Origin of the sequence: Rhodococcus sp. PvP016, assembly GCF_017832185.1 — a bacterium.
In the GTDB taxonomy this organism is placed as follows: Bacteria; Actinomycetota; Actinomycetes; order Mycobacteriales; family Mycobacteriaceae; genus Rhodococcoides.
Genome location: NZ_JAFIBH010000001.1, coordinates 3304569 through 3322957, shown reverse-complemented (window position 1 = coordinate 3322957; position 18389 = coordinate 3304569). Strand labels below are relative to the sequence as shown.

The following is an 18389-nucleotide window of genomic DNA, read 5'->3' as shown; positions in this document are numbered from 1 at the left end:
ACAGCCCTCGGGTTACGGCTGAGTAAGAACTATCTACGTCAGGAGCGGTCGGTTCCGTCTTCGGGACCCTCGTGCGTCTCGGGTGACGGCTCGTCCTCGACGAACTCGGTCTGCTCCGCGAGGAACTTCTCGAACTCGGCGCCCAGCTCGTCACCACTGGGCAATTCCTCGTCCGCGGCGAGGAGCGTCGACTGCTGCTCCTGTGCCGTGACGAAGGTGTCGTACTGACGCTCGAGTGCCTGGACCACGGACTGGACCTCGGGGTTGCCCTCGACGTGCTGGTCGACCTGCTCGCGTACCCGTGCCGCCGATTCCGTCAGTGCGTTCAACGGGATGGTCAGCTTCGACGATTCGGCGACCAGCTCGAGCAGCGTCTCCGCCGCACTCGGGTACGCCGTCTGTGCCAGGTAGTGCGGCACGTGCACCGAGAAGCCCATCGACTCGTGGCCGTGCTGAGCCATGCGGTACTCGAGCAGGGACGAGGCGCTGGCCGGCACCTGCAGCTCACCCGACCACTTGTGGTGCTCACCCACCAGGTCGGTGTCGCTGGAGTGGGCGGTGACGCCCAGCGGCCGGGTGTGCGGCACCGCCATCGGAATGGAGTTCAAGCCGATGGTGCGGCGCACTCCCAGTTGCTCCGACAGCAGACGCACCGCGGTGGTGAACTTCTCCCACTTCAGGTCGGGCTCGAGACCCGCCAACAGCAGGAACGGAGTACCCACGGCGTCCTGCACCGCGTAGAGGTTGAGGTGTGGCTCGTCGTAGTCGGAGAAATGGTCGGCGGAGAACGTCATCATCGGGCGACGCGAGCGGTAGTCGAGAAGCTCGTCGACGTCGAAGGACGCCACCAGTTCGGTCTCGAGGGTCTCGCGCAGATGCGTGGTGGCCAGCTTGACCGCGTGACCTGCGTCGGAGAAACCTTCGAGGCCGTGGACCAGCACTGGGCCCACACCGTCCTCGGACGACACTCGGGGCGCTGGAAACTCCAGCTCGTACATTCTCGACTTCTCGTCCATGCCGGTGTCCTTCCTCGTCGCCGTGCGTGTCCTGCCGGGTCACCACTGTGCGGTTACCCCATTTTCCCACAGCGACCCTGCGCGACCGGGCTTCACCCGTTTCTCCTCCCAACGACGGCGGGGACCCCGACATTCCCCGCCGTCGCCGGTCAGCGCGTGAAGGCCTCCAGAGCCCGGATCTTGTTGGCGACGTCCAGTGCCGCGACTTTGTACGCCTCGGACATGGTCGGATAGTTGAAGACGGCGTCGACCAGATAGTCGACCGTGCCCCCGCATCCCATGACCGCCTGGCCGATGTGCACGAGGTCGGTCGCGCCGGAACCGAAGATGTGCACGCCGAGGACCCGTCGGTCGACGGTGGACACGATCAGTTTCAGCATCCCGTGGGAGTCTCCCGCGATCTGTCCGCGCGCGAGTTCGCGGTAGCGGGACACGCCCACCTCGTAGGGAACCGAGTTCTTCGTCAGTTCCACCTCGGTCGCGCCGACGTAGGACACCTCCGGGATGGAGTAGATGCCGATGGGTTGGAGGTCGGTGAGCTTGTTCCCCGGCTCGCCGAAGGCGTGATAAGCAGCCAGTCGACCCTGATCCATCGATGTCGCGGCCAACGCGGGGAATCCGATGACATCGCCGACCGCGTAGATCGTGTCCACCTTGGTCTGGAAGTCGTCGTCGACGTCGATCCGTCCTCGGGCGTCCGCCTCCAGTCCGGCCTTCTCCAAGTCCAGACCGTCGGTCATGCCCTGACGTCCGGCCGAGTACATCACCGTCTCGGCAGGAATCTTCTTCCCGCTCGCGAGTGTGGTGACCGTTCCCGACGGTCCCACGTCGACGGCCGTGACCGCCTCGCCGAAGCGGAACGTGACCGCGAGGTCTCGCAGGTGGAACTGCAGCGACTCGACGATCTCGCGGTCACAGAAGTCGAGCATGGTGTCGCGCTTCTCGACCACGGTCACCTTGCATCCGAGCGCCGCGAACATGGACGCGTACTCGATCCCGATGACGCCGGCTCCGACCACCACCATCGACGACGGGATGAATTGCAGATCCAGAATGCCGTCGGAGTCCAGCACGCGGTAGTTGTCGAACTCGACGTCGTCGGGACGGGCGGGTGCCGTCCCGGTGGCGATCACGACGTTCCGCGCGCCGACCGTGATGCGCTCGCCGCGGCTGCGGTCGTCCACCGCGATGGTGTGCGCGTCGAGAAACCTGCCCTCGCCGGTGATCATCTCTATTCGGTTGCGCAGCAATTGCGATCGGACGACCTCGACCTCCTTGCCGATCACATGGGACGTCCGGGCCAGCAGATCCGACGGCGTGATGTTCGCCTTGACGCGATAGCTCGCTCCGTAGAGCTCCCGCTGATTGAGGCCGGTCAGATAGAGAACCGCCTCGCGCAGCGTCTTCGACGGGATGGTGCCCGTGTTGACGCACACGCCGCCGAGCATGCTGCCCTTCTCGATGATGGCGACGCGCTTGCCCAGTTTCGCCGCCGCGATCGCGGCCTTCTGCCCTCCCGGTCCGGAACCGATGACTACCAGGTCGTATTCGAGTTGGTCCGACATGCCCCAACAAGTAGTCCCATCAGGAGAATCCGGTGTGCCGTGTGTGTCACGACTGGGTGAACACCTCGCCGATGCAGCAGTTCGCACCTGTGCATCGTTAGGGTGACGGTCAGGTTCGCAGCACCCGGCAGTACCGACAGATGGAGGCAAGAAATGCCACAGCAGGTCCGCGGCGTCGTCGCTCGCAGCAAGGGCGCTCCGGTGTCCCTCGAGACGATCGTCATCCCCGATCCGGGCTCGAACGACGTGGTCGTGCGGGTGCAGGCCTGCGGCGTCTGCCACACCGACCTGCACTACCGCGAGGGTGGCATCAACGACGAGTTCCCGTTCCTGCTCGGCCACGAGGCGGCCGGCATCGTGGAGACGGTCGGTGACGCGGTCACCCACGTCGAGGTCGGCGACTTCGTGGTGCTCAACTGGCGCGCCGTGTGCGGTCAGTGTCGTGCCTGCAAGCGCGGTGAGCCCTGGTACTGCTTCGACACGCACAACGCCTCGCAGAAGATGACGCTCGAGGACGGCACGGAACTCTCGCCCGCACTGGGCATCGGTGCCTTCGCCGACAAGACCCTCGTGCACGAGGGCCAGTGCACCAAGGTCGATCCCTCCGCCGACCCCGCCGTCGTCGGACTGCTCGGCTGCGGCGTCATGGCAGGCCTCGGCGCGGCGATGAACACCGGCAACGTCGGTCGCGGCGACTCGGTCGCGGTGATCGGCTGCGGTGGTGTCGGCGACGCCGCCATCGCCGGTGCCCGGCTCGCCGGAGCGGGCACGATCATCGCTGTGGACCGCGACAAGGGCAAGCTCGAATGGGCGAAGGGCCTGGGTGCCACGCACACCGTCGATGCCTCCGACGTGGACGCGGTCGAGGCCATCCAGGAGTTGACCGGCGGCTTCGGTGCCGACGTGGTGATCGACGCCGTCGGACGCCCCGAGACGTGGAAGCAGGCCTTCTACGCCCGCGACCTGGCCGGCACCGTCGTCCTGGTCGGTGTGCCGACGCCGGACATGACGCTCGAGATGCCGTTGATCGACTTCTTCAGTCGCGGCGGTTCGCTCAAGTCGTCGTGGTACGGAGACTGCCTTCCCGAGCGCGACTTCCCGATGCTGGTCGACCTGTACCAGCAGGGTCGCCTGCCGCTGGAGAAGTTCGTGACCGAGCGCATCGCGCTGGACGACGTCGAGGCGGCGTTCGACACCATGGCCAAGGGACAGGTCCTGCGTTCGGTGGTGGTCCTGTGACCGCGCCGTCCGGCTTCCGGGTCGAGAAGGTCGTCACCTCGGGCACGTTCGAGCTCGACGGCGGATCCTGGGCCGTCGACAACAACATCTGGATCGTCGGCGACGATTCCGAGGTGGTGATCGTCGACGCGGCGCACGACGCGGCCCCGATCATCGACGCGGTCGGCGGCCGGAAGGTCGTCGCCGTGGTGTGCACGCACGGACACAACGATCACGTGACGGTCGCTCCCCAGCTCGCGGAGCGGCTCGACGCACCGATTCTGCTGCACCCGGCAGACGACGTGCTCTGGGAACAGACGCACCCGGGACTGGCTCACCGTGATCTGGCGGACGGGGACCGGATCTCGGTCGCCGGCACCGAGATCGAGGTTCTGCACACGCCGGGACACTCACCCGGGTCGAATTGCCTGTACCTTCCCGAGGCCGGCCAGCTCTTCAGTGGCGACACGTTGTTCTCCGGTGGGCCCGGTGCCACCGGCCGGTCCTACTCGGACTTCCCGACGATCATCGGCAGTATTCGGGAGCGACTGTTCGCGCTGTCACCGGAGACGGTGGTCAACACCGGCCACGGTGACGGGACGTCCATCGGCGACGAATCGCCCCACCTCGAGGAATGGATCGCTCGCGGGTCCTGAGCCGAGCGCCGGATAACGAACCGGACACCCCTCGGTGTGGCCCGCGGACGGGCGGCCGCCGGTGTGGCAGCGTCGAGGCCACGCAGCTTCCCGGACGCCCGGGGGCCACACCGACAGGGGAGACATGCAGACGCGAGCGACGAGTTCCGATGCTACCAGCAGAGTGTCCGCGGTGCGGGCCGGTGCGCTCGTCGCCCTCGCGGCCGCCGTGCTGGCGGGATGCGGTGGCTCCACGGTGAGCGGGACTCCGGAGGCCGGCGGTCCGCCGCCCTCCGCCGCTCCGTCGAGTGCACCCGGATCATCGTCGACGACCACCACACCGTCGAGCACTCCGTCCAGCACCTCGGCGAGTCCCGACGCGGCGGGATCGCTGTCGGCCCTGCTTCTCGATCCCAGCACCTTCACGGCGCCGTACCAGGCCGTGGTGCTGCCCCCGCAGGCCGTGGCGCAGGCGGCTCAGGACCTCGACGGCATCGCGGCCGACGCGTCCGTCGAACCGGCGGGATGCAAGCCGGAGGCACGATCGTCCGATCCCGACTCGACGGCACTGCTGGTCGCGACCGATCCCGAGAACCGGGCCACCATCTCCATCGAGCTGTCCCGGGTGGACACGACGCTGGAGGATCGGAAGGCGTTGTGGCAGGAGTGCTCGGAGGTCGAGGCCACCTCTGCCGGTGTGACGAGCCTGGTGACCACCGACATCGTTCCGCCGCCGCCGATCGGCGCCGACGACACCCTTGCGCTGCGTCGTACCGTCACCTCCGGCGGCCAGGCGGGCGAGGTCACGCAGTCCATGCTGTCGCTGCTGGCCCAGGTCGACGACGTCCGCGTCACGGCGACGTACATGTCTTTCGGGGAACTGACGCCCGACTCCACCACGCTCGACCGCACCTTCACCGCCGCGGTACAGAAGGTCAAGGCCGGGGGATAACCCCATGACCGTGGCCGTACCCGAGCTGTTCCGGGTCCTCGACCTCACGGGTGTCTTCGCCAACGCGCTGCTCGGCGGCGCCGTCGCCCGGGCCTTTCGCTTCGACCTGGTCGGCTTCTCGGTTCTCGCCATCGTCTCGGGGCTCGGCGGCGGCATCATCCGCGACACGCTGCTCCAGGCCGGGCCGCCCGTCGCACTCACCGACTACCGCTACCTGACGGTGGCACTGATCGGCGCAGTCGTCGCGTTCGCCGTGCGCTTCGAAGGGCGTGGGTGGGACCGAGTCTTCCCGTACGTCGACGCGCTGGCACTCGGCTGTTGGGCCGCGGCAGGGGCGCAAAAGACCCTCGGCGTCGGACTCGGGTGGCTCCCGGCCATCGGACTCGGCGCCGTCACCGCGGTGGGCGGCGGCGCGATCCGCGACGTGGCGGTCGGCCGCATCCCCACCATCTTCGGCGGCAACACGCTCTACGCGTCGTGCGCCCTGATCGCGAGCGCCACCCTCGTGGTGGTGCAGGCTGCAGGGCAACCGACGATCGCTCTGATCGCAGCGACCGTGGTCGGCGCGGCTCTGTGTCTCCTCGCGCGCCGTCGCGGGTGGATGCTGCCGGAGGAAGTGGTGTGGCGCCGTAGGCGGCGTCGCCGACGCTGAGGAACCGCGGGTCAGGGGCTGTCGACGAGGACGGTGACGGGCCCGTCGTTCACCGACTGCACCGCCATGTGCGCGCCGAACACACCCGTCGCGACCGTGATGCCGCGTGCACGGAGCGAGGCCACCACCGCATCGACCAGCGGTTCCGCTGTCTCACCCGACGCCGCACCGTTCCACGACGGCCGACGACCCTTGCGCGTGTCCCCGTACAGCGTGAACTGGGACACGACCAGGATCTCGGCTGCGCCGGGATCGTCCGAGACCGATCGCTCGTCCGGCAGGATGCGGAGATCAGCGACCTTGCGGGCGATGTACTCGACGTCCGCGTCGCCGTCCGACGGTGACACCCCGACCAGGGCCAGGAGTCCGGCGCCGATACTTCCGACCACCACGCCGTCGACTCGAACGGTTGCTTCGCTCACTCGCTGAATCACTGCGCGCACGGTTGCCTCTCGTCGTCTCGTCCTGACGAGTGTGGCAGCCGGGCGAGCGTCCATCCCCGGGCGCGGGCCGATCCACAGGCTGTTCCATCTGCCCAGGTCGACTCCGAACGACCTGTCGGCCGCACGCGGACAGTCCTCCTCATGACTCGACGCCCGTACCCCGTTCCCCGCCATCGATCCCCGTCGTCCGCGACGGCGGACCACCCCGTCGTGACGTCGGTGGGCGACCTCATCGCCGCCGTTCCGGCGCTGCTCGGCTTCGTGCCGGCGCGGTCCATCGTGCTCATCTGCCTCAGCACCGGCAGCCCCACCGTCGTGGAGATGTGCATGCGACAGGACCTCTCCGACCGGCTCGACTCACCCGAGCTCGCCGACGTGATCGAGCGGTGCGGCGAGGTCTGCACGAGAGAGGGTCTGGACGCGGTCGTCGCGGTGCTGATCACCGGGTCGAAGTTCACGATGCCGTACGAGGTGGTGGCCGATGCGCTGCGGGACACACTCGACCCGCGCGGGATCGACCTGTTCGGTGTGCACCACGTGTCCCACCTGGCGGCCGGACAGCGGTGGCGCAGCCTGGGTGGTGATCCGCGGTGCGGCACGCTGCCCGATCCCGGATCGTCGCAGGTCGCGGCGTCCCGAGTGATGGCGGGACGGCAGATCCGCACGTCCCGTTCGGAGATCGCGCTGCTGCTGCAACCCGTTCCGGAGTCGGAGTGCGAACGGTTCCGCAACAGCCGACTGCGGGTCGAGCTGGAGGACGGGCCGGTCGGCCACTCGGACCTGCTGGCGGACACGGTCGTCTTCCTCGAGGCGCTGCACGCCTCCGACGAGCTCGACCACCTGACGGCGGCACGCATCATGGTGGCGATCAGCACGATCGCGGTGCGGGACGCCGTTCTCGGCCTCGCGACGACCGCGCTGGGGCCCACGGCCGAGGCGGTGTGGGTCGAGCTGACTCGGCGGGTCAGCGGTCCGGACCGAGCGCACCCCGCGACGATGTTGGGGGCGTGGGCGTACCTGCGCGGAGACGGCCCGCTCGCCGGGGTGGCCCTGCAGACAGCCTTGACCGCGGATCCGGACTACCGCTTCGCGCAGTTGTTGGACACCGCACTCCAGAACGGGGTTAGGCCGACGGTCGTCCGCGAGCTGGTGCTGTCCGCGCGATCGCTGGCGGAGGATCTGGGGGTCGAGTTGCCGCCGGACGCGGAGTGAGGTCCGGGGTCAGCGACGGGCGGAGTGCGCCCTGTCGCCGAGAGACTGCAGGAACGCCCAGGCGTCCGCGACGATCACGTCGAGATCGGTGAGCTCGGGCTTCCAGCCGAGCTCGGCCATGGCCTTCTCGCTCGACGCGACGAGCACTGCCGGATCGCCGGCACGCCGGGGTGCGTCCGTGACGGCGATGTCGACGCCGGTGACGCGGCGGCACGCGTCGACGACCTCACGCACCGAGAACCCTTCGCCACTACCCAGATTGAAGATCCTGTGACTCCCGGGGACGCTTTGGGACAGGGCGCGCAGGTGCGCGTCGGCCAGATCGCGGACGTGGATGTAGTCACGGACGGCCGTACCGTCCGGTGTCGGCCAATCGGTGCCGAACACCGAGATGGACTCACGATGTCCGAGAGCGACCTGCAGGACGAGAGGAATGAGGTGGGTCTCGACGACACGGTTCTCGCCGAGGCCGGCGTGTGCTCCGGCCACGTTGAAGTACCGGAGGCTGGTCGCGCCGAACCCGCGCGCCGCGGTGTATCCCGTGATCGCGTGGTCGATCGCGAGCTTGCTCGCTCCGTACGGGTTGGTGGGCCGAGTGGGAAAGTCCTCCGTGATGGGCGTGCGCTCGGGCTCCCCGTACGTCGCGGCGGTCGAGGAGAACACGAGGCGCGGAACCTGGTGCTCGACGATGGCATCGAGCAGTTCCAACGCCGCACCGAGGTTGCCGCGCCAGTACTTCTCCGGCTTCTCCACCGACTCGCCGACCAACGACTGGGCCGCGAAGTGGAGGACACCGTCGACCTTCTCGCGTCCGAGCACCGACGAGATGACCTCGGCGACGGGGCCCTCGACGAACTCCGCACCCGAGGGCACCCCGTCGGCGTTGCCGGTGGACAGATCGTCCACCACGACGACCTCGTGGTCGTTCTCCATCAGGACGGCCGCGCACACGCTGCCGACGTAGCCGGCGCCGCCGGTCACCACGAACTTCACTCGAACTCCGATTCCTGTGTCTGGGAACTCCGCGAGAGACCCGAGCAGCTAGATGGTGCGCACCTGAACGGCGTGCGCCATCTCCTCGGACAGATCGACGTCGTCGTGGCCCGGCACGGTGATGGTGACGGCGCCCGGCGTGACGGACACGGTGACGCGCGCGTCCGGGACGACTCCGGCCTCGCGCAGGCGCGCGATCGTGTCGGGGTCGGACTGCACGTACTCCGCGAGGCGGCGCACCACCACGGCGGTGGGCGTTCCCGGCGCGATGTCGCTGAGGCGGACCAGGTCCTCCGGCTGCTCGGTCGGCCGGGACGAACCCAGCAGTGCGAGACCGGGAATCGGGTTTCCGTACGGCGAGGTGGTCGGGTTGTCCAGCACCTCGACCAGGCGCCGTTCGACCTCCTCGCTCATGACGTGCTCCCAGCGGCAGGCCTCGGCGTGCACGTCCTCCCAGCGCAGGCCGATCACGTCCACGAGCAGCCGCTCCGCGAGCCGGTGCTTGCGCATCACGGCGACCGCGAGCTCGCGGCCCTTCTCCGTCAGCTGCAGATGCCGGTCGCCCGCGACCAGGAGCAGCCCGTCGCGCTCCATCCGGGCCACGGTCTGGCTCACGGTCGGTCCGCTCTGCTCGAGGCGCTCGGCGATGCGGGCGCGCAGGGGAACGACCCCTTCTTCTTCCAAGTCGTAGATGGTCCGGAGATACATCTCGGTGGTGTCCACCAGATCCTTCACAATCACACCCTTCGTCGTTGTGGATTCTACCGGTACGGACGGTTCACCGGTGGGTCCAGGTGCGGGCGTGGTGAGCCGCGGTGCGTCCGCCCCGCCACGACCCGTCGAGCAGGTGTGCGCGAGTCGATCACGAACGCCGAATCGGACACGTAGGTTGAGGGCCATGACTCTGCAGTCGTCCTCGACATCGCAGTCGCCTCCGGGGCAGCCCGCTCTGGTCTGGAGCGCGGACTACCTGAACTACCGGTGGAGCGACGACCACCCGATGAATCCCACCCGCCTGGCGCTCACCATGGATCTGGCACGGGGGGTCGGTCTGCTCGAGGGGACCGAACTGCTGCCGCCGGAGGTCGCGTCGGACAGTGAGCTGTTGCGGGTGCACACACCGGGGTACGTCGAGGCGGTCAAGCGCGCGCCGCGTGACCTACCGCTGGGTTCGCGGGCGTCCGAGGTGCTGCACGGTCTCGGATCCGAGGACAACCCGGTGTTCCCCGACATGCACGAGGCCAGTGCGGTGATCGCGGGTGGCACCCTCACCGCCGCGCGGGCCATCGCCTCGGGACGCTCGCGCCGCGCCGTGAGCATCGGCGGGGGCATGCACCACGCCATGGCGGACTGGGCGTCGGGCTTCTGCGTCTACAACGACGCGGCCATCGCCATCTCGTGGCTGCTCGACAACGGGTACGACCGCATCGCCTACATCGACGTGGACGCTCATCACGGTGACGGTGTCCAGGCGGCCTTCCTCGCCGATCCCCGCGTCATGACGGTCTCGGTGCACCAGCACCCGGCCACGCTGTGGCCCAACACCGGATGGTCCACCGAGGTGGGTGCCGACGCCGCGGAGGGCACCTCCGTCAACGTGCCGGTTCTTCCCGGCACTGGAGATCGGTTGTGGCTGAGAGCGTTTCACGCGGTGGTGCCCGGAGCGGTGGCGGCGTTCAAGCCGCAGATCATCATCAGCCAGTGCGGCGTGGACAGTCATCGCGAGGATCCGCTCGCCGATCTCGGACTCACCGTGGACGGGCAGCGCGCCGCGTTCCGTGCGATGCGCGACCTCGCCGATCAGGTCTGCGAGGGTCGGTGGCTCGCGGTGGGCGGTGGCGGATACGGGTTGGTGCGAGTGGTGCCACGTGCCTGGACCCATCTCATCGCCGCGGTGCTCGACCGCGATCTCGATCCGACGACGTCCATTCCGGACGAGTGGCACGAGAAGGTGCGGCTCGCCGCGCCGAGCATCGACCTGCCGTCCACGATGAGCGACGACGGAGACGTGGAGTACCCGCCGTGGGACGGGCCGGGTGGTTCCCCGGAGTCGGGTGTGGAGCACGTCGATCGCGCCATCCAACGCATCGACACCGCCATCGTGGCCACCCGCCGCGCCGTCTACCCGCTGTGGGGACTCGACCCGGAGGATCCGCGTGACTGACGAGACACCCGCACCCGAGACACCGGACGCGCCGGCGCCGCCGGATCCCAAGGAGCTCGAGCGGCAGCGGGCCGAGAACTACCCGCGGCACTGGGCCGCCGACGTCCTCGCGTCCGACGGCCGCGTGGTGCACCTGCGGCCGATCGTGCCCGGTGACGCAGACGCCCTGGTCGAGTTCCACGGCAAGCTGTCCGAGCGGACGCGATACCTGCGCTACTTCGGTCCGTACCCCACCATGCCCAAGCGCGACATCCTCAACTTCACGACGGTCGATCACACGTCGCGGGTGGCCCTCGTCGCGACGCTCGGCGACGAGATCATCGCCGTCGGCCGGTACGAGCGCCTGCCGCAGGGCGACGGCAACTCCGCCGAGGTGGCTTTCGTCGTCGCCGATGCGCACCAGGGTCGTGGGCTCGGTCCGATCCTGCTCGAGCACCTGGCGGGGGCGGCCGCCGAGAACGGGGTACGCCGCTTCGTCGCCGAGGTCCTCGCGGAGAACCGCAACATGGTCACCGTGTTCCGCCAGGCCGGCTACCAGGTGAGCCGCAGCTTCGACGGCGGCGTGCTGAACCTGGACTTCGACATCGATCCCAGCGACGCGCTCGTCCAGGTGCGCAACTCCCGCGAGCGCGCGGCCGAGGCCCGCAGCGTCCGCAACGTGCTCGGCCCACGCTCCGTCGCCGTCATCGGTGCCTCGACGGACCCCGAGAAGGTGGGCAACGCGGTGCTGACCAACCTGCTGCGGGGATCGTTCACCGGACCCGTCTATCCCGTGAACGCGGAACACACGTCGGTGCGCGGAGTGCGCGCGTACCCGACGGTGCGGGACATTCCCGACGAGGTGGATCTCGCGGTGGCCGCCGTGCCGGCCGACCAGATCGACGCGGTGCTCGACGACTGTCTCGCCAAGGGTGTGAAGGCGCTGGTGGTGGTGTCGTCCGGGTTCGGTGAGACGGGGGAGGACGGTCGCGCGAACGAACGGCGCCTGGTGCACTCCGCTCGTGCCCACGGCATGCGCCTGGTCGGACCCAACGCTCTGGGCGTCGCGAATCTCGATCCCGCGGTGTCGCTCAACGCCACGCTGGCGACGGACCTCCCTGGTCGCGGGCGTGTGGGCTTCTTCTGCCAGTCGGGCGCCCTGGGTATCGCCATCCTGGCGCAGGCGTCGAAGCGGCTCCTGGGACTGTCGACTTTCGTCTCCGCCGGCAACCGCGCCGACCTGTCCGGCAACGACCTGCTGCAGTACTGGGACCAGGACGAGGCCACCGAGGTGGTCCTGCTCTACCTCGAGAGCTTCGGCAACGCCCGCAAGTTCTGGCGCATCGCGCGCCGGGTGGCGCGGTCCAAGCCGATCGTCGCGGTCAAGAGTGGACGCGGAGCCGTGCCGCCGGCGCTGGCGACCGGCACCGACATCGACGACACGATCGTGCGTGCCCTCTTCGAGCAGGCGGGGGTGATCCAGGTCGACTCGATCGCCGAACTGTTCGACTGCGCCATCCTTCTGGGTTATCAGCCGCTGCCGGCAGGTCCGCGGGTCGCGGTGGTCGGCAACTCGACGGCGCTCGGTGTCCTCGCCGTCGACGCCGCGCGGGACAGCGGTATGACCGCGCCGGACCCGGTCGACGTGGGCGCGCAGGCCACGCCCGAAGAGTTCGCGGCCGCGGTCACCACGGCGCTGCGGTCGGACGACGTGGACACCGTTCTCGCGGTCTTCGTTCCCCCGGTCGCCGTCCGTGTCGCCTCCTACGCCGAGGCGCTCGGCGCGGCGGTCCGCGGCGCCGACAAGCCGGTGCTGACGACCTTCCTCGCCGCCGAGGGCATTCCGGACGTGCTGGCGGTCCGCGGCGACGACGGAACGCCGATCCGCGGATCGGTGCCGTCGTATCCTGACCCGGCGCGAGCGGTCTACGCGCTGCAGAAGGCGTGGCGGTACGCCTCGTGGCTGAATCGTCCGGCCGACACCGTGGTGCGGCCCGGCGGCGTAGACGCCGACGCGGCGCGCGCACTGGTGGCCGGCTGGATGGCGGCCAGTCCCTCAGGGCGGTGGCTCTCCGACGTCGAGACCGAGCAGCTGCTGCGGTGCTACGGCGTGGAGATCGCCGCCTTCCGCACGGTGACGGACGAGGCCGAGGCGGTGGAGGCGGCCCGCGAGCTGGGAGGACCCGTCGCAGTGAAGGCCACCGGTGATCAGTGGCGACACCGCCCCGACCTGAGCGGTGTCCGTCTCGACGTCGTGGGGCCGGACGCCGTCGCCCGCGCGTACCGGGATCTGTTCGAGGCATCGGGCACCCCGGTGATGCAGGTGCAGCGGATGGCGACCAAGGGAATCGGGTGCCTGGTGCGGGTCCAGGACGATCCGTCGTTCGGCTCGCTGGTGTCGTTCGGGCTGTCCGGCATCATGTCGGATCTACTGGGAGACAGGGCGTACCGCGTGCTCCCACTCACCGAGAGGGAAGCGGCGGAGCTCATCGACGCGCCGCGGGCCGCGCCGATGCTCTCGGGGTACCGCACCGCGTCGCCGGTGAACAAGGGCGCGCTGGTCGACGTCGTGCTCCGGGTCTCCACGCTGGCGGACGATCTGTCCGAGGTGCGCGAGCTGGTGTGCGACCCGGTCCTCGCATCGCCGAGCGGCGCGGAGACCACCGACGCGAGGATCCGCATCGGACCCGAGCCCAGTCGCATCGATCTGGGCCCGCGTCGCCTGCGCTGACCCCTGGAACGACGACAGGCCCCGGAACGACGACAGGCCCCCGGCGAGAGCCGGGGGCCTGTCGTGATGCGGGGGACGATCAGCTGGCGTAGGACCGCAGTCGCTCGGCGCGGTCGCCCTGGCGCAGCTTGCCCATGACCTCGCGCTCGATCTGGCGTACGCGCTCACGCGAGAGGCCGAACAGCTTGCCGATCTGGTCGAGGGTGCGCGGCTGACCGTCGTCGAGGCCGTAGCGCAACCGGATGACCTGCTGCTCACGCTCGTCGAGTGTGGCGAGCACGCTGCGTACGTCGGTGTGCAGCAGTCCGGCGATCACGGCATTCTCGGCGGACGTGGCTTCCGAGTCCTCGATGAAGTCGCCCAGCGGTGCTTCCTCGTCGCTGCCGACGGGCATGTCGAGCGACACCGGGTCGCGGCTGTGGTCGAGCAGGTCCGCGATCTTCTCGACCGGGATGCCGGACTCCTCGGCGAGCTCGTCGTCGGTGGCCTCGCGGCCGAGCTGCTGGTGCAGCTCACGCTTGATCCGCGCGAGCTTGTTCACCTGCTCCACCAGATGGACGGGGAGCCGGATGGTGCGGCTCTGGTCCGCCATGCCGCGCGTGATGGCCTGACGGATCCACCAGGTGGCGTACGTCGAGAACTTGAAGCCCTTGGCGTAGTCGAACTTCTCCATCGCGCGGATCAGACCCAGGTTGCCCTCCTGGATGAGGTCCAGCAGCGGCATGCCGCGGCCCGTGTAGCGCTTGGCGAGCGAGACGACGAGGCGGAGGTTGGCCTCGAGGAGGTGTGCCCGAGCGGACTGGCCCTCGCGCACGATGAGCGCGAGGTCACGCTTCTTGGCGGGGGAGAGGCGCTTGCCGGTCGCGAGCACATGGGTCGCGTACAAGCCCACCTCGATCTTCTTCGCCAGATCGACTTCCTCCGCGGCCGTCAGCAGTGCCGTGCGTCCGATACCGTTGAGGTAGACGCGAACGAGGTCCGCTGCCGGGCTCTGTGCGTCCAGGTCGGCATCACTCGGTCGAGGGCGAATGGTGGTGGGGCTGGTCATGACGTGCCTCCTGATCGGTGGTGTCTCACTGGGTACAACGCCGGGACACGTCAGAAAAGTTCCCGAACCCCACCTCCGTCAAACACTCTGAGCTGCGGTTTCACCACCTCAGCCCTGAGAAGTTGCTGAGAGAAACGACTGCTCGGCTCAGGTGGGGATCACCAACCCGTGCACGACGAGCCCCGCGACCAAGGCGACGACCGAATCCGTCAGCTCCGCGGCGTCCACGCCGCGTGCGGCCGCGAGAAGCTCGGTGAGGTCGCCGACCGTCAGTCCGCCCGTGCGCATCCCGGCCAGGAGTGCTGCCCCGTCCGCGTCGATCTCGTGGGACCATGCGGGGCCGTCGCCGCGGTGGACCCGGCGTACGACGGTGGTCCACCCACCGTCCGGATCGGGGGTGGAGACCTCCTCGAGAGCCGTCGTCGGGGCGACGGTCACACACTCGTCGAGCAGATCGTGTGTGCGGAGCCAGTCGACCCGGTCCAGGACGTCGAGTGCCTCGTCGCCGAGGGGATCCTCGTACCCGTGCATCAGGTCCTCCGCGAGGACGCTGGTGGGCCGGTCTGTCCGGCGGAGGTACACGAAGCCGAAGCCGACACCCGTGACGCCGGCGGCGTCGAGGTGATCGAGCCAGGCGGTCGCCGTCTCGTCGACGGCAGGGTCTCGCAGATCGAGTCCGCCGTCCCGCAACCACGTGCCCACGTAGAGAGCGGGGTCCGCGATGTCGCGCTGCACGATCCACGCGTCGACACCGTGGTCGGGCAGCCACGACGCGACCCGTGACCGCCAGTCCTCGCCGTCCACGTGAACCCAGGAGGCGAGCAACGAGGCGGTCCCGCCCGGAGCGAGATGCTCCGGTGCCGCTCCCACGACGAGGCTGCTGGCACCGTCGAGGTCCAGGCCGGAATCACGGTAGGAGTGGGAGACTCGGCCCGATCCGACGACGAAGGGCGGGTTGGCGACGATGCGATCGAAGGTCCGCCCCGCGACGGGTGCGAACCACGAGCCCGGGATCGTCTCGAAGTCCAGACCGTTGAGGGCCGCCGTCATGCGGGTGAGGGCGATGGCCCGATCACTGACGTCGGTGGCGGTGATCGACAGGGCGTACGGCGCCGCATGGAGAGCCTGGATGCCGCAGCCGGTGCCGAGATCCAGGACGGTGGGCGGAGTCCCGTCCACACGGGTGGGTGTCCCGCGGACCAGCGACAACGACGCGTGCCCGACGCCGAGCACGTGATCGGACCCGATACGGACGTCGCGCATGCTGCCGTCGATGTCGGACACCACCCACCGAGTGCCCGTGCCGAGATCGAGGGGGCGGATGTCGAGCAGACTGCGCACGGTGTCGCTGCCGGTGTCGAGCAGGCCGGCTGCGACCGCAGCGTCGAGAGGCGTCGGCGCGAGGGCGGTGGTCGCGGCATCGATCACCACGTCATCGGAGAGCAGGAACAGTCGGATGAGCGTGCCGAGCTGACCGAGTTCTCCGCAGCGCCGGCGCACCGGTGCGGGTTCTCCTCGTCCCAGCGCGGCATGGACCGAGCCGCCCAGTGCCTCCAGGATCCCGTCCGCGGTGAAGTCTGCTCGGTCGAACGCGATCCGCAGCGTGGACGCGAGGTCGACGAGGCGGTCCGCGTCCACCGGGACGGACGGGGGAGGCGAGGTGCGGTGGTTCGAGTCGGTCACCGGGTCAGTGTGTCAGCAGACCGATCTCGGGACGGCGCCGTCTCAGGACGTGGCGCGCGGATTCGAGATCGCGCGTCGGTCGAGATCGGGTTCCTCATCGAGGTTCACCACGGGGTGACTGCGTGCCTCCAGCGCGGTGGAATCGGTCGCCCGCCAGCCGTAGCGGCTGGGCTCGTCCGCAGTCCGCGGCGGTCGGTCGTTGGCGATCAGGACGGCCATCCACGGGAGGGGGATCGACACGCCGACGATGGCCATGGCGATCCACGGGTTCTGCCACGCGCCGTACGACAGCGCCGCGAGGACCAGCGCCGGGATACGGAAGGACATGATGAAGAGGTATTTGCGCACGCGCGCTCGGTGCTGCTCCTCGACCGACGTTCGTGCCTCGGTGATCAGTACGGCCTCGCGAACGCTGTCGCGGGGTGAGATGCCGTCGTGTGCCATGACTCCACTGTGTCACTACTGAACGAAGTGTGCAGTAATCGGAGGTGGTGAGATGTGCGACGCGCGTGTCGGGAACAACCGTCATAATCGATGCATGAGCACGCAGACCAAGGAACGCCCCGACGTCAGCACCGACGAGACCACCGACGACGACACTCCCAAGTTCTTCCACTACGTGAAGAAGAACCGCATCGCCGAGAGCGCGGTGATGGGCACCCACGTCGTCGCACTGTGCGGCGAGGTCTTCCCCGTCACGAAGTCGGCCAAGCCCGGGTCACCCGTGTGCCCCGACTGCAAGAAGGTCTACGACGGCTTGCGCAAGGGCGAGTGATCCTGTCGCTCACGCGTCACCTGACGCTTCTCCGGTGACTCGTCGCCGTCCCGATCCGACCGTGCGATGCGGATCGGGCCGGTGGCGAGTCGGCCGAGCGCGCCCACGGTGCCCGCACCCGGATCGGCGGCCTTCTCGGCGATCCATCCCTTGACCTGGTCCATGCGTGTCGCTCGCGCCGGCCAGAACTCCTGGACCGTGGCGTTGAACTCCGCCCCCAGCACCACCGCGAATCCCAGGAAGAACGTGAAGAGCAGGAAGGCGATCGGAGCCGCGAGCGCGCCGTAGGTGTAGCCCGTTCCGGTGACCCAGGACAGGTAGGTGCGCAGCACCGCACTCGCCAGCATGAAGAACACCCCGGCCAGCAGCGATCCGCCGAGCAGGCGGTGCCACGGCAGCGAGGTGTGCAGAGCCACCTTGTAGAGCGTCGTCAGGCCGACGATGAGCAGCAGTCCGACACCCGGGTAGTACGCGATGTCGATCACCTGCGAGCCGATCTCGAACCACGACGACGGCAGCACCTGACCGATGATGGTGGGCCCCAGCGCGACGAGGGGCAGGACGAACACCGCGACGATCAGGAACGCGACGTACAGCAGGAGAGCGAAGATGCGCTGCCACACGGGGTTGCGCGCGTCCTGCTGACCGTGCGCCTCGACGATGGAGTCGACGAAGGTGGAGATCGCCGACGAGCCGGCCCACAACGACAGCAGGAAGCCGACGGACACGACGGGACCGTGTCCGCTGTTGAGGATGTCCGTCAGCGTGGGGGCGATGATCTCGTCCACGACGTTGTCGCTGAACAGCGTCGAGCTGAACGTCACGATCTTCGACTCGATGATGTCGAGAGTGTTCGGTCCGAACCACCCCGCGATGTAGGTGAGGCTGCCGAGGAGTGCGAGCACCAGCGGCGGCAGCGACAGGGTCTGCCAGAAGGCAGCGGTGGCGGACTTGCCGAAGATGGAGTCGTCCCACGCCTTGTCCGCCGTCCTCGCGACGACGCGCCACGCCGTGCGCAGCGGTCGTCCGGGTACGGGACCGGGCTCGGGCTTTCCGTCGGACGTCGACGCTGCCGCGGTGTCCCGATCGGACGTGTTGTCGGCGGGTGCGCTCATGATGACTCCAGCATGGCCCACCGGCGTCGCTCGGGCACGTCCGCGCCCGGTGTGTCGCCGTCGCGGGTACCGGCGGCGACGTGCGCATTGGTGGGCGCGCCGACGTCCGCGATAGTCTCATCGACGGATGTGCACACGAGACGACGAGCCGAACGGGAGTTCCATGCCACGGGTGGTTCGCATCCTTTCAGGTGAAAGTACGGCGCCG

General features: G+C 68.9%; 17 protein-coding genes. 8 read left to right on the top strand and 9 right to left on the bottom strand.

Annotated elements, in window-relative coordinates:
* Positions 1-38: 38 nt before the first annotated feature.
* Positions 39-1016: a proteasome assembly chaperone family protein gene (locus tag JOE30_RS15455; RefSeq protein WP_204867686.1), complete on the bottom strand. Its 978-nt coding sequence runs from the start codon at positions 1014-1016 to the stop codon at positions 39-41.
* Positions 1017-1165: 149 nt separating this feature from the next.
* Complete coding sequence (gene sthA / locus JOE30_RS15450) at positions 1166-2581, bottom strand: Si-specific NAD(P)(+) transhydrogenase (RefSeq protein ID WP_027505160.1); 1416 nt, start codon at positions 2579-2581, stop codon at positions 1166-1168.
* Between the two features lie 153 nt (positions 2582-2734).
* On the opposite strand from sthA, the gene JOE30_RS15445 reads away from it, so the two are divergent.
* The 4 genes from JOE30_RS15445 (at position 2735) to JOE30_RS15430 (ending at position 6038) form a co-directional block, all read left to right on the top strand.
* Positions 2735-3820: an S-(hydroxymethyl)mycothiol dehydrogenase gene (locus JOE30_RS15445; protein WP_204867684.1), complete on the top strand. Its 1086-nt coding sequence runs from the start codon at positions 2735-2737 to the stop codon at positions 3818-3820.
* On the top strand, positions 3817-4455 hold the full coding sequence (locus tag JOE30_RS15440) for an MBL fold metallo-hydrolase (protein WP_204867682.1): 639 nt from the start codon (positions 3817-3819) through the stop codon (positions 4453-4455). The genes JOE30_RS15445 and JOE30_RS15440 overlap by 4 nt, the downstream gene beginning before the upstream one ends.
* Before the next feature lie 124 nt (positions 4456-4579).
* The gene (locus JOE30_RS15435; protein ID WP_245217937.1) at positions 4580-5386 is read left to right on the top strand and encodes a sensor domain-containing protein; all 807 of its coding nucleotides are present in this window, start codon (positions 4580-4582) and stop codon (positions 5384-5386) included.
* A gap of 4 nt (positions 5387-5390) precedes the next feature.
* Entirely contained in the window at positions 5391-6038 is a 648-nt protein-coding gene (locus JOE30_RS15430; RefSeq protein WP_204867678.1) for a trimeric intracellular cation channel family protein, read from the top strand.
* Positions 6039-6049: 11 nt separating this feature from the next.
* Here the strand turns inward: JOE30_RS15430 and dtd are convergent, their stop codons facing one another.
* Positions 6050-6481 (bottom strand): D-aminoacyl-tRNA deacylase, encoded by a 432-nt coding sequence (dtd, locus tag JOE30_RS15425; protein WP_204867676.1) that lies wholly within the window; start codon positions 6479-6481, stop codon positions 6050-6052.
* Between the two features lie 141 nt (positions 6482-6622).
* Here dtd and JOE30_RS15420 point away from each other — a divergent pair, with 141 nt between their 5' ends.
* Positions 6623-7693: a DUF4192 domain-containing protein gene (locus JOE30_RS15420; RefSeq protein ID WP_204867673.1), complete on the top strand. Its 1071-nt coding sequence runs from the start codon at positions 6623-6625 to the stop codon at positions 7691-7693.
* A gap of 9 nt (positions 7694-7702) precedes the next feature.
* On the opposite strand, the gene galE is transcribed toward JOE30_RS15420, so the two are convergent.
* Together galE and JOE30_RS15410 are read right to left on the bottom strand one after the other, a co-directional pair.
* Complete coding sequence (gene galE, locus JOE30_RS15415) at positions 7703-8686, bottom strand: UDP-glucose 4-epimerase GalE (protein WP_204867671.1); 984 nt, start codon at positions 8684-8686, stop codon at positions 7703-7705.
* 48 nt (positions 8687-8734) lie between these two features.
* A complete protein-coding gene (locus JOE30_RS15410; protein WP_027505168.1) occupies positions 8735-9421 on the bottom strand; it encodes a metal-dependent transcriptional regulator in 687 nt (228 codons plus the stop codon).
* Between the two features lie 163 nt (positions 9422-9584).
* Between JOE30_RS15410 and JOE30_RS15405 the strand changes: the two genes are divergently transcribed.
* Positions 9585-10850 carry an acetoin utilization protein AcuC gene (locus JOE30_RS15405; protein WP_204867669.1) on the top strand — a complete coding sequence of 422 codons (1266 nt, stop codon included), beginning with the start codon at positions 9585-9587 and terminating at the stop codon, positions 10848-10850.
* Between the two features lie 124 nt (positions 10851-10974).
* Entirely contained in the window at positions 10975-13560 is a 2586-nt protein-coding gene (locus JOE30_RS15400) for a GNAT family N-acetyltransferase (RefSeq protein WP_307806305.1), read from the top strand.
* A 79-nt stretch (positions 13561-13639) separates the two neighbouring features.
* Here the strand turns inward: JOE30_RS15400 and JOE30_RS15395 are convergent, their stop codons facing one another.
* The 3 genes from JOE30_RS15395 to JOE30_RS15385 all read right to left on the bottom strand — a co-directional run bounded on the left by JOE30_RS15395 (position 13640) and on the right by JOE30_RS15385 (position 16735).
* Positions 13640-14608, bottom strand: coding sequence for a sigma-70 family RNA polymerase sigma factor (locus JOE30_RS15395; protein WP_027505171.1), 969 nt, complete (start codon positions 14606-14608; stop codon positions 13640-13642).
* 147 nt (positions 14609-14755) lie between these two features.
* The gene (locus JOE30_RS15390) at positions 14756-16246 is read right to left on the bottom strand and encodes a class I SAM-dependent methyltransferase (protein ID WP_204870437.1); all 1491 of its coding nucleotides are present in this window, start codon (positions 16244-16246) and stop codon (positions 14756-14758) included.
* 87 nt (positions 16247-16333) lie between these two features.
* Complete coding sequence (locus JOE30_RS15385) at positions 16334-16735, bottom strand: DUF3099 domain-containing protein (RefSeq protein WP_056444840.1); 402 nt, start codon at positions 16733-16735, stop codon at positions 16334-16336.
* A gap of 94 nt (positions 16736-16829) precedes the next feature.
* On the opposite strand from JOE30_RS15385, the gene JOE30_RS15380 reads away from it, so the two are divergent.
* Positions 16830-17066: a DUF3039 domain-containing protein gene (locus JOE30_RS15380; RefSeq protein ID WP_027505173.1), complete on the top strand. Its 237-nt coding sequence runs from the start codon at positions 16830-16832 to the stop codon at positions 17064-17066.
* On the opposite strand, the gene JOE30_RS15375 is transcribed toward JOE30_RS15380, so the two are convergent.
* On the bottom strand, positions 17039-18181 hold the full coding sequence (locus tag JOE30_RS15375) for a YihY/virulence factor BrkB family protein (RefSeq protein WP_204867668.1): 1143 nt from the start codon (positions 18179-18181) through the stop codon (positions 17039-17041). The two genes, JOE30_RS15380 and JOE30_RS15375, sit on opposite strands and share 28 nt — an antisense overlap.
* Positions 18182-18389 lie beyond the last annotated feature (208 nt).

Excerpts from the sequence above, each read along its gene's own strand:
- JOE30_RS15455 (WP_204867686.1), bottom strand. The coding sequence starts at position 1,016 with ATGGACGAGAAGTCGAGAATGTACGAGCTGGAGTTTCCAGCGCCCCGA.
- sthA (WP_027505160.1), bottom strand. The coding sequence starts at position 2,581 with ATGTCGGACCAACTCGAATACGACCTGGTAGTCATCGGTTCCGGACCG.
- JOE30_RS15445 (WP_204867684.1), top strand. The coding sequence starts at position 2,735 with ATGCCACAGCAGGTCCGCGGCGTCGTCGCTCGCAGCAAGGGCGCTCCG.
- JOE30_RS15435 (WP_245217937.1), top strand. The coding sequence starts at position 4,580 with ATGCAGACGCGAGCGACGAGTTCCGATGCTACCAGCAGAGTGTCCGCG.
- JOE30_RS15430 (WP_204867678.1), top strand. The coding sequence starts at position 5,391 with ATGACCGTGGCCGTACCCGAGCTGTTCCGGGTCCTCGACCTCACGGGT.
- JOE30_RS15420 (WP_204867673.1), top strand. The coding sequence starts at position 6,623 with ATGACTCGACGCCCGTACCCCGTTCCCCGCCATCGATCCCCGTCGTCC.
- JOE30_RS15405 (WP_204867669.1), top strand. The coding sequence starts at position 9,585 with ATGACTCTGCAGTCGTCCTCGACATCGCAGTCGCCTCCGGGGCAGCCC.
- JOE30_RS15395 (WP_027505171.1), bottom strand. The coding sequence starts at position 14,608 with ATGACCAGCCCCACCACCATTCGCCCTCGACCGAGTGATGCCGACCTG.
- JOE30_RS15385 (WP_056444840.1), bottom strand. The coding sequence starts at position 16,735 with ATGGCACACGACGGCATCTCACCCCGCGACAGCGTTCGCGAGGCCGTA.
- JOE30_RS15380 (WP_027505173.1), top strand. The coding sequence starts at position 16,830 with ATGAGCACGCAGACCAAGGAACGCCCCGACGTCAGCACCGACGAGACC.
- JOE30_RS15375 (WP_204867668.1), bottom strand. The coding sequence starts at position 18,181 with ATGAGCGCACCCGCCGACAACACGTCCGATCGGGACACCGCGGCAGCG.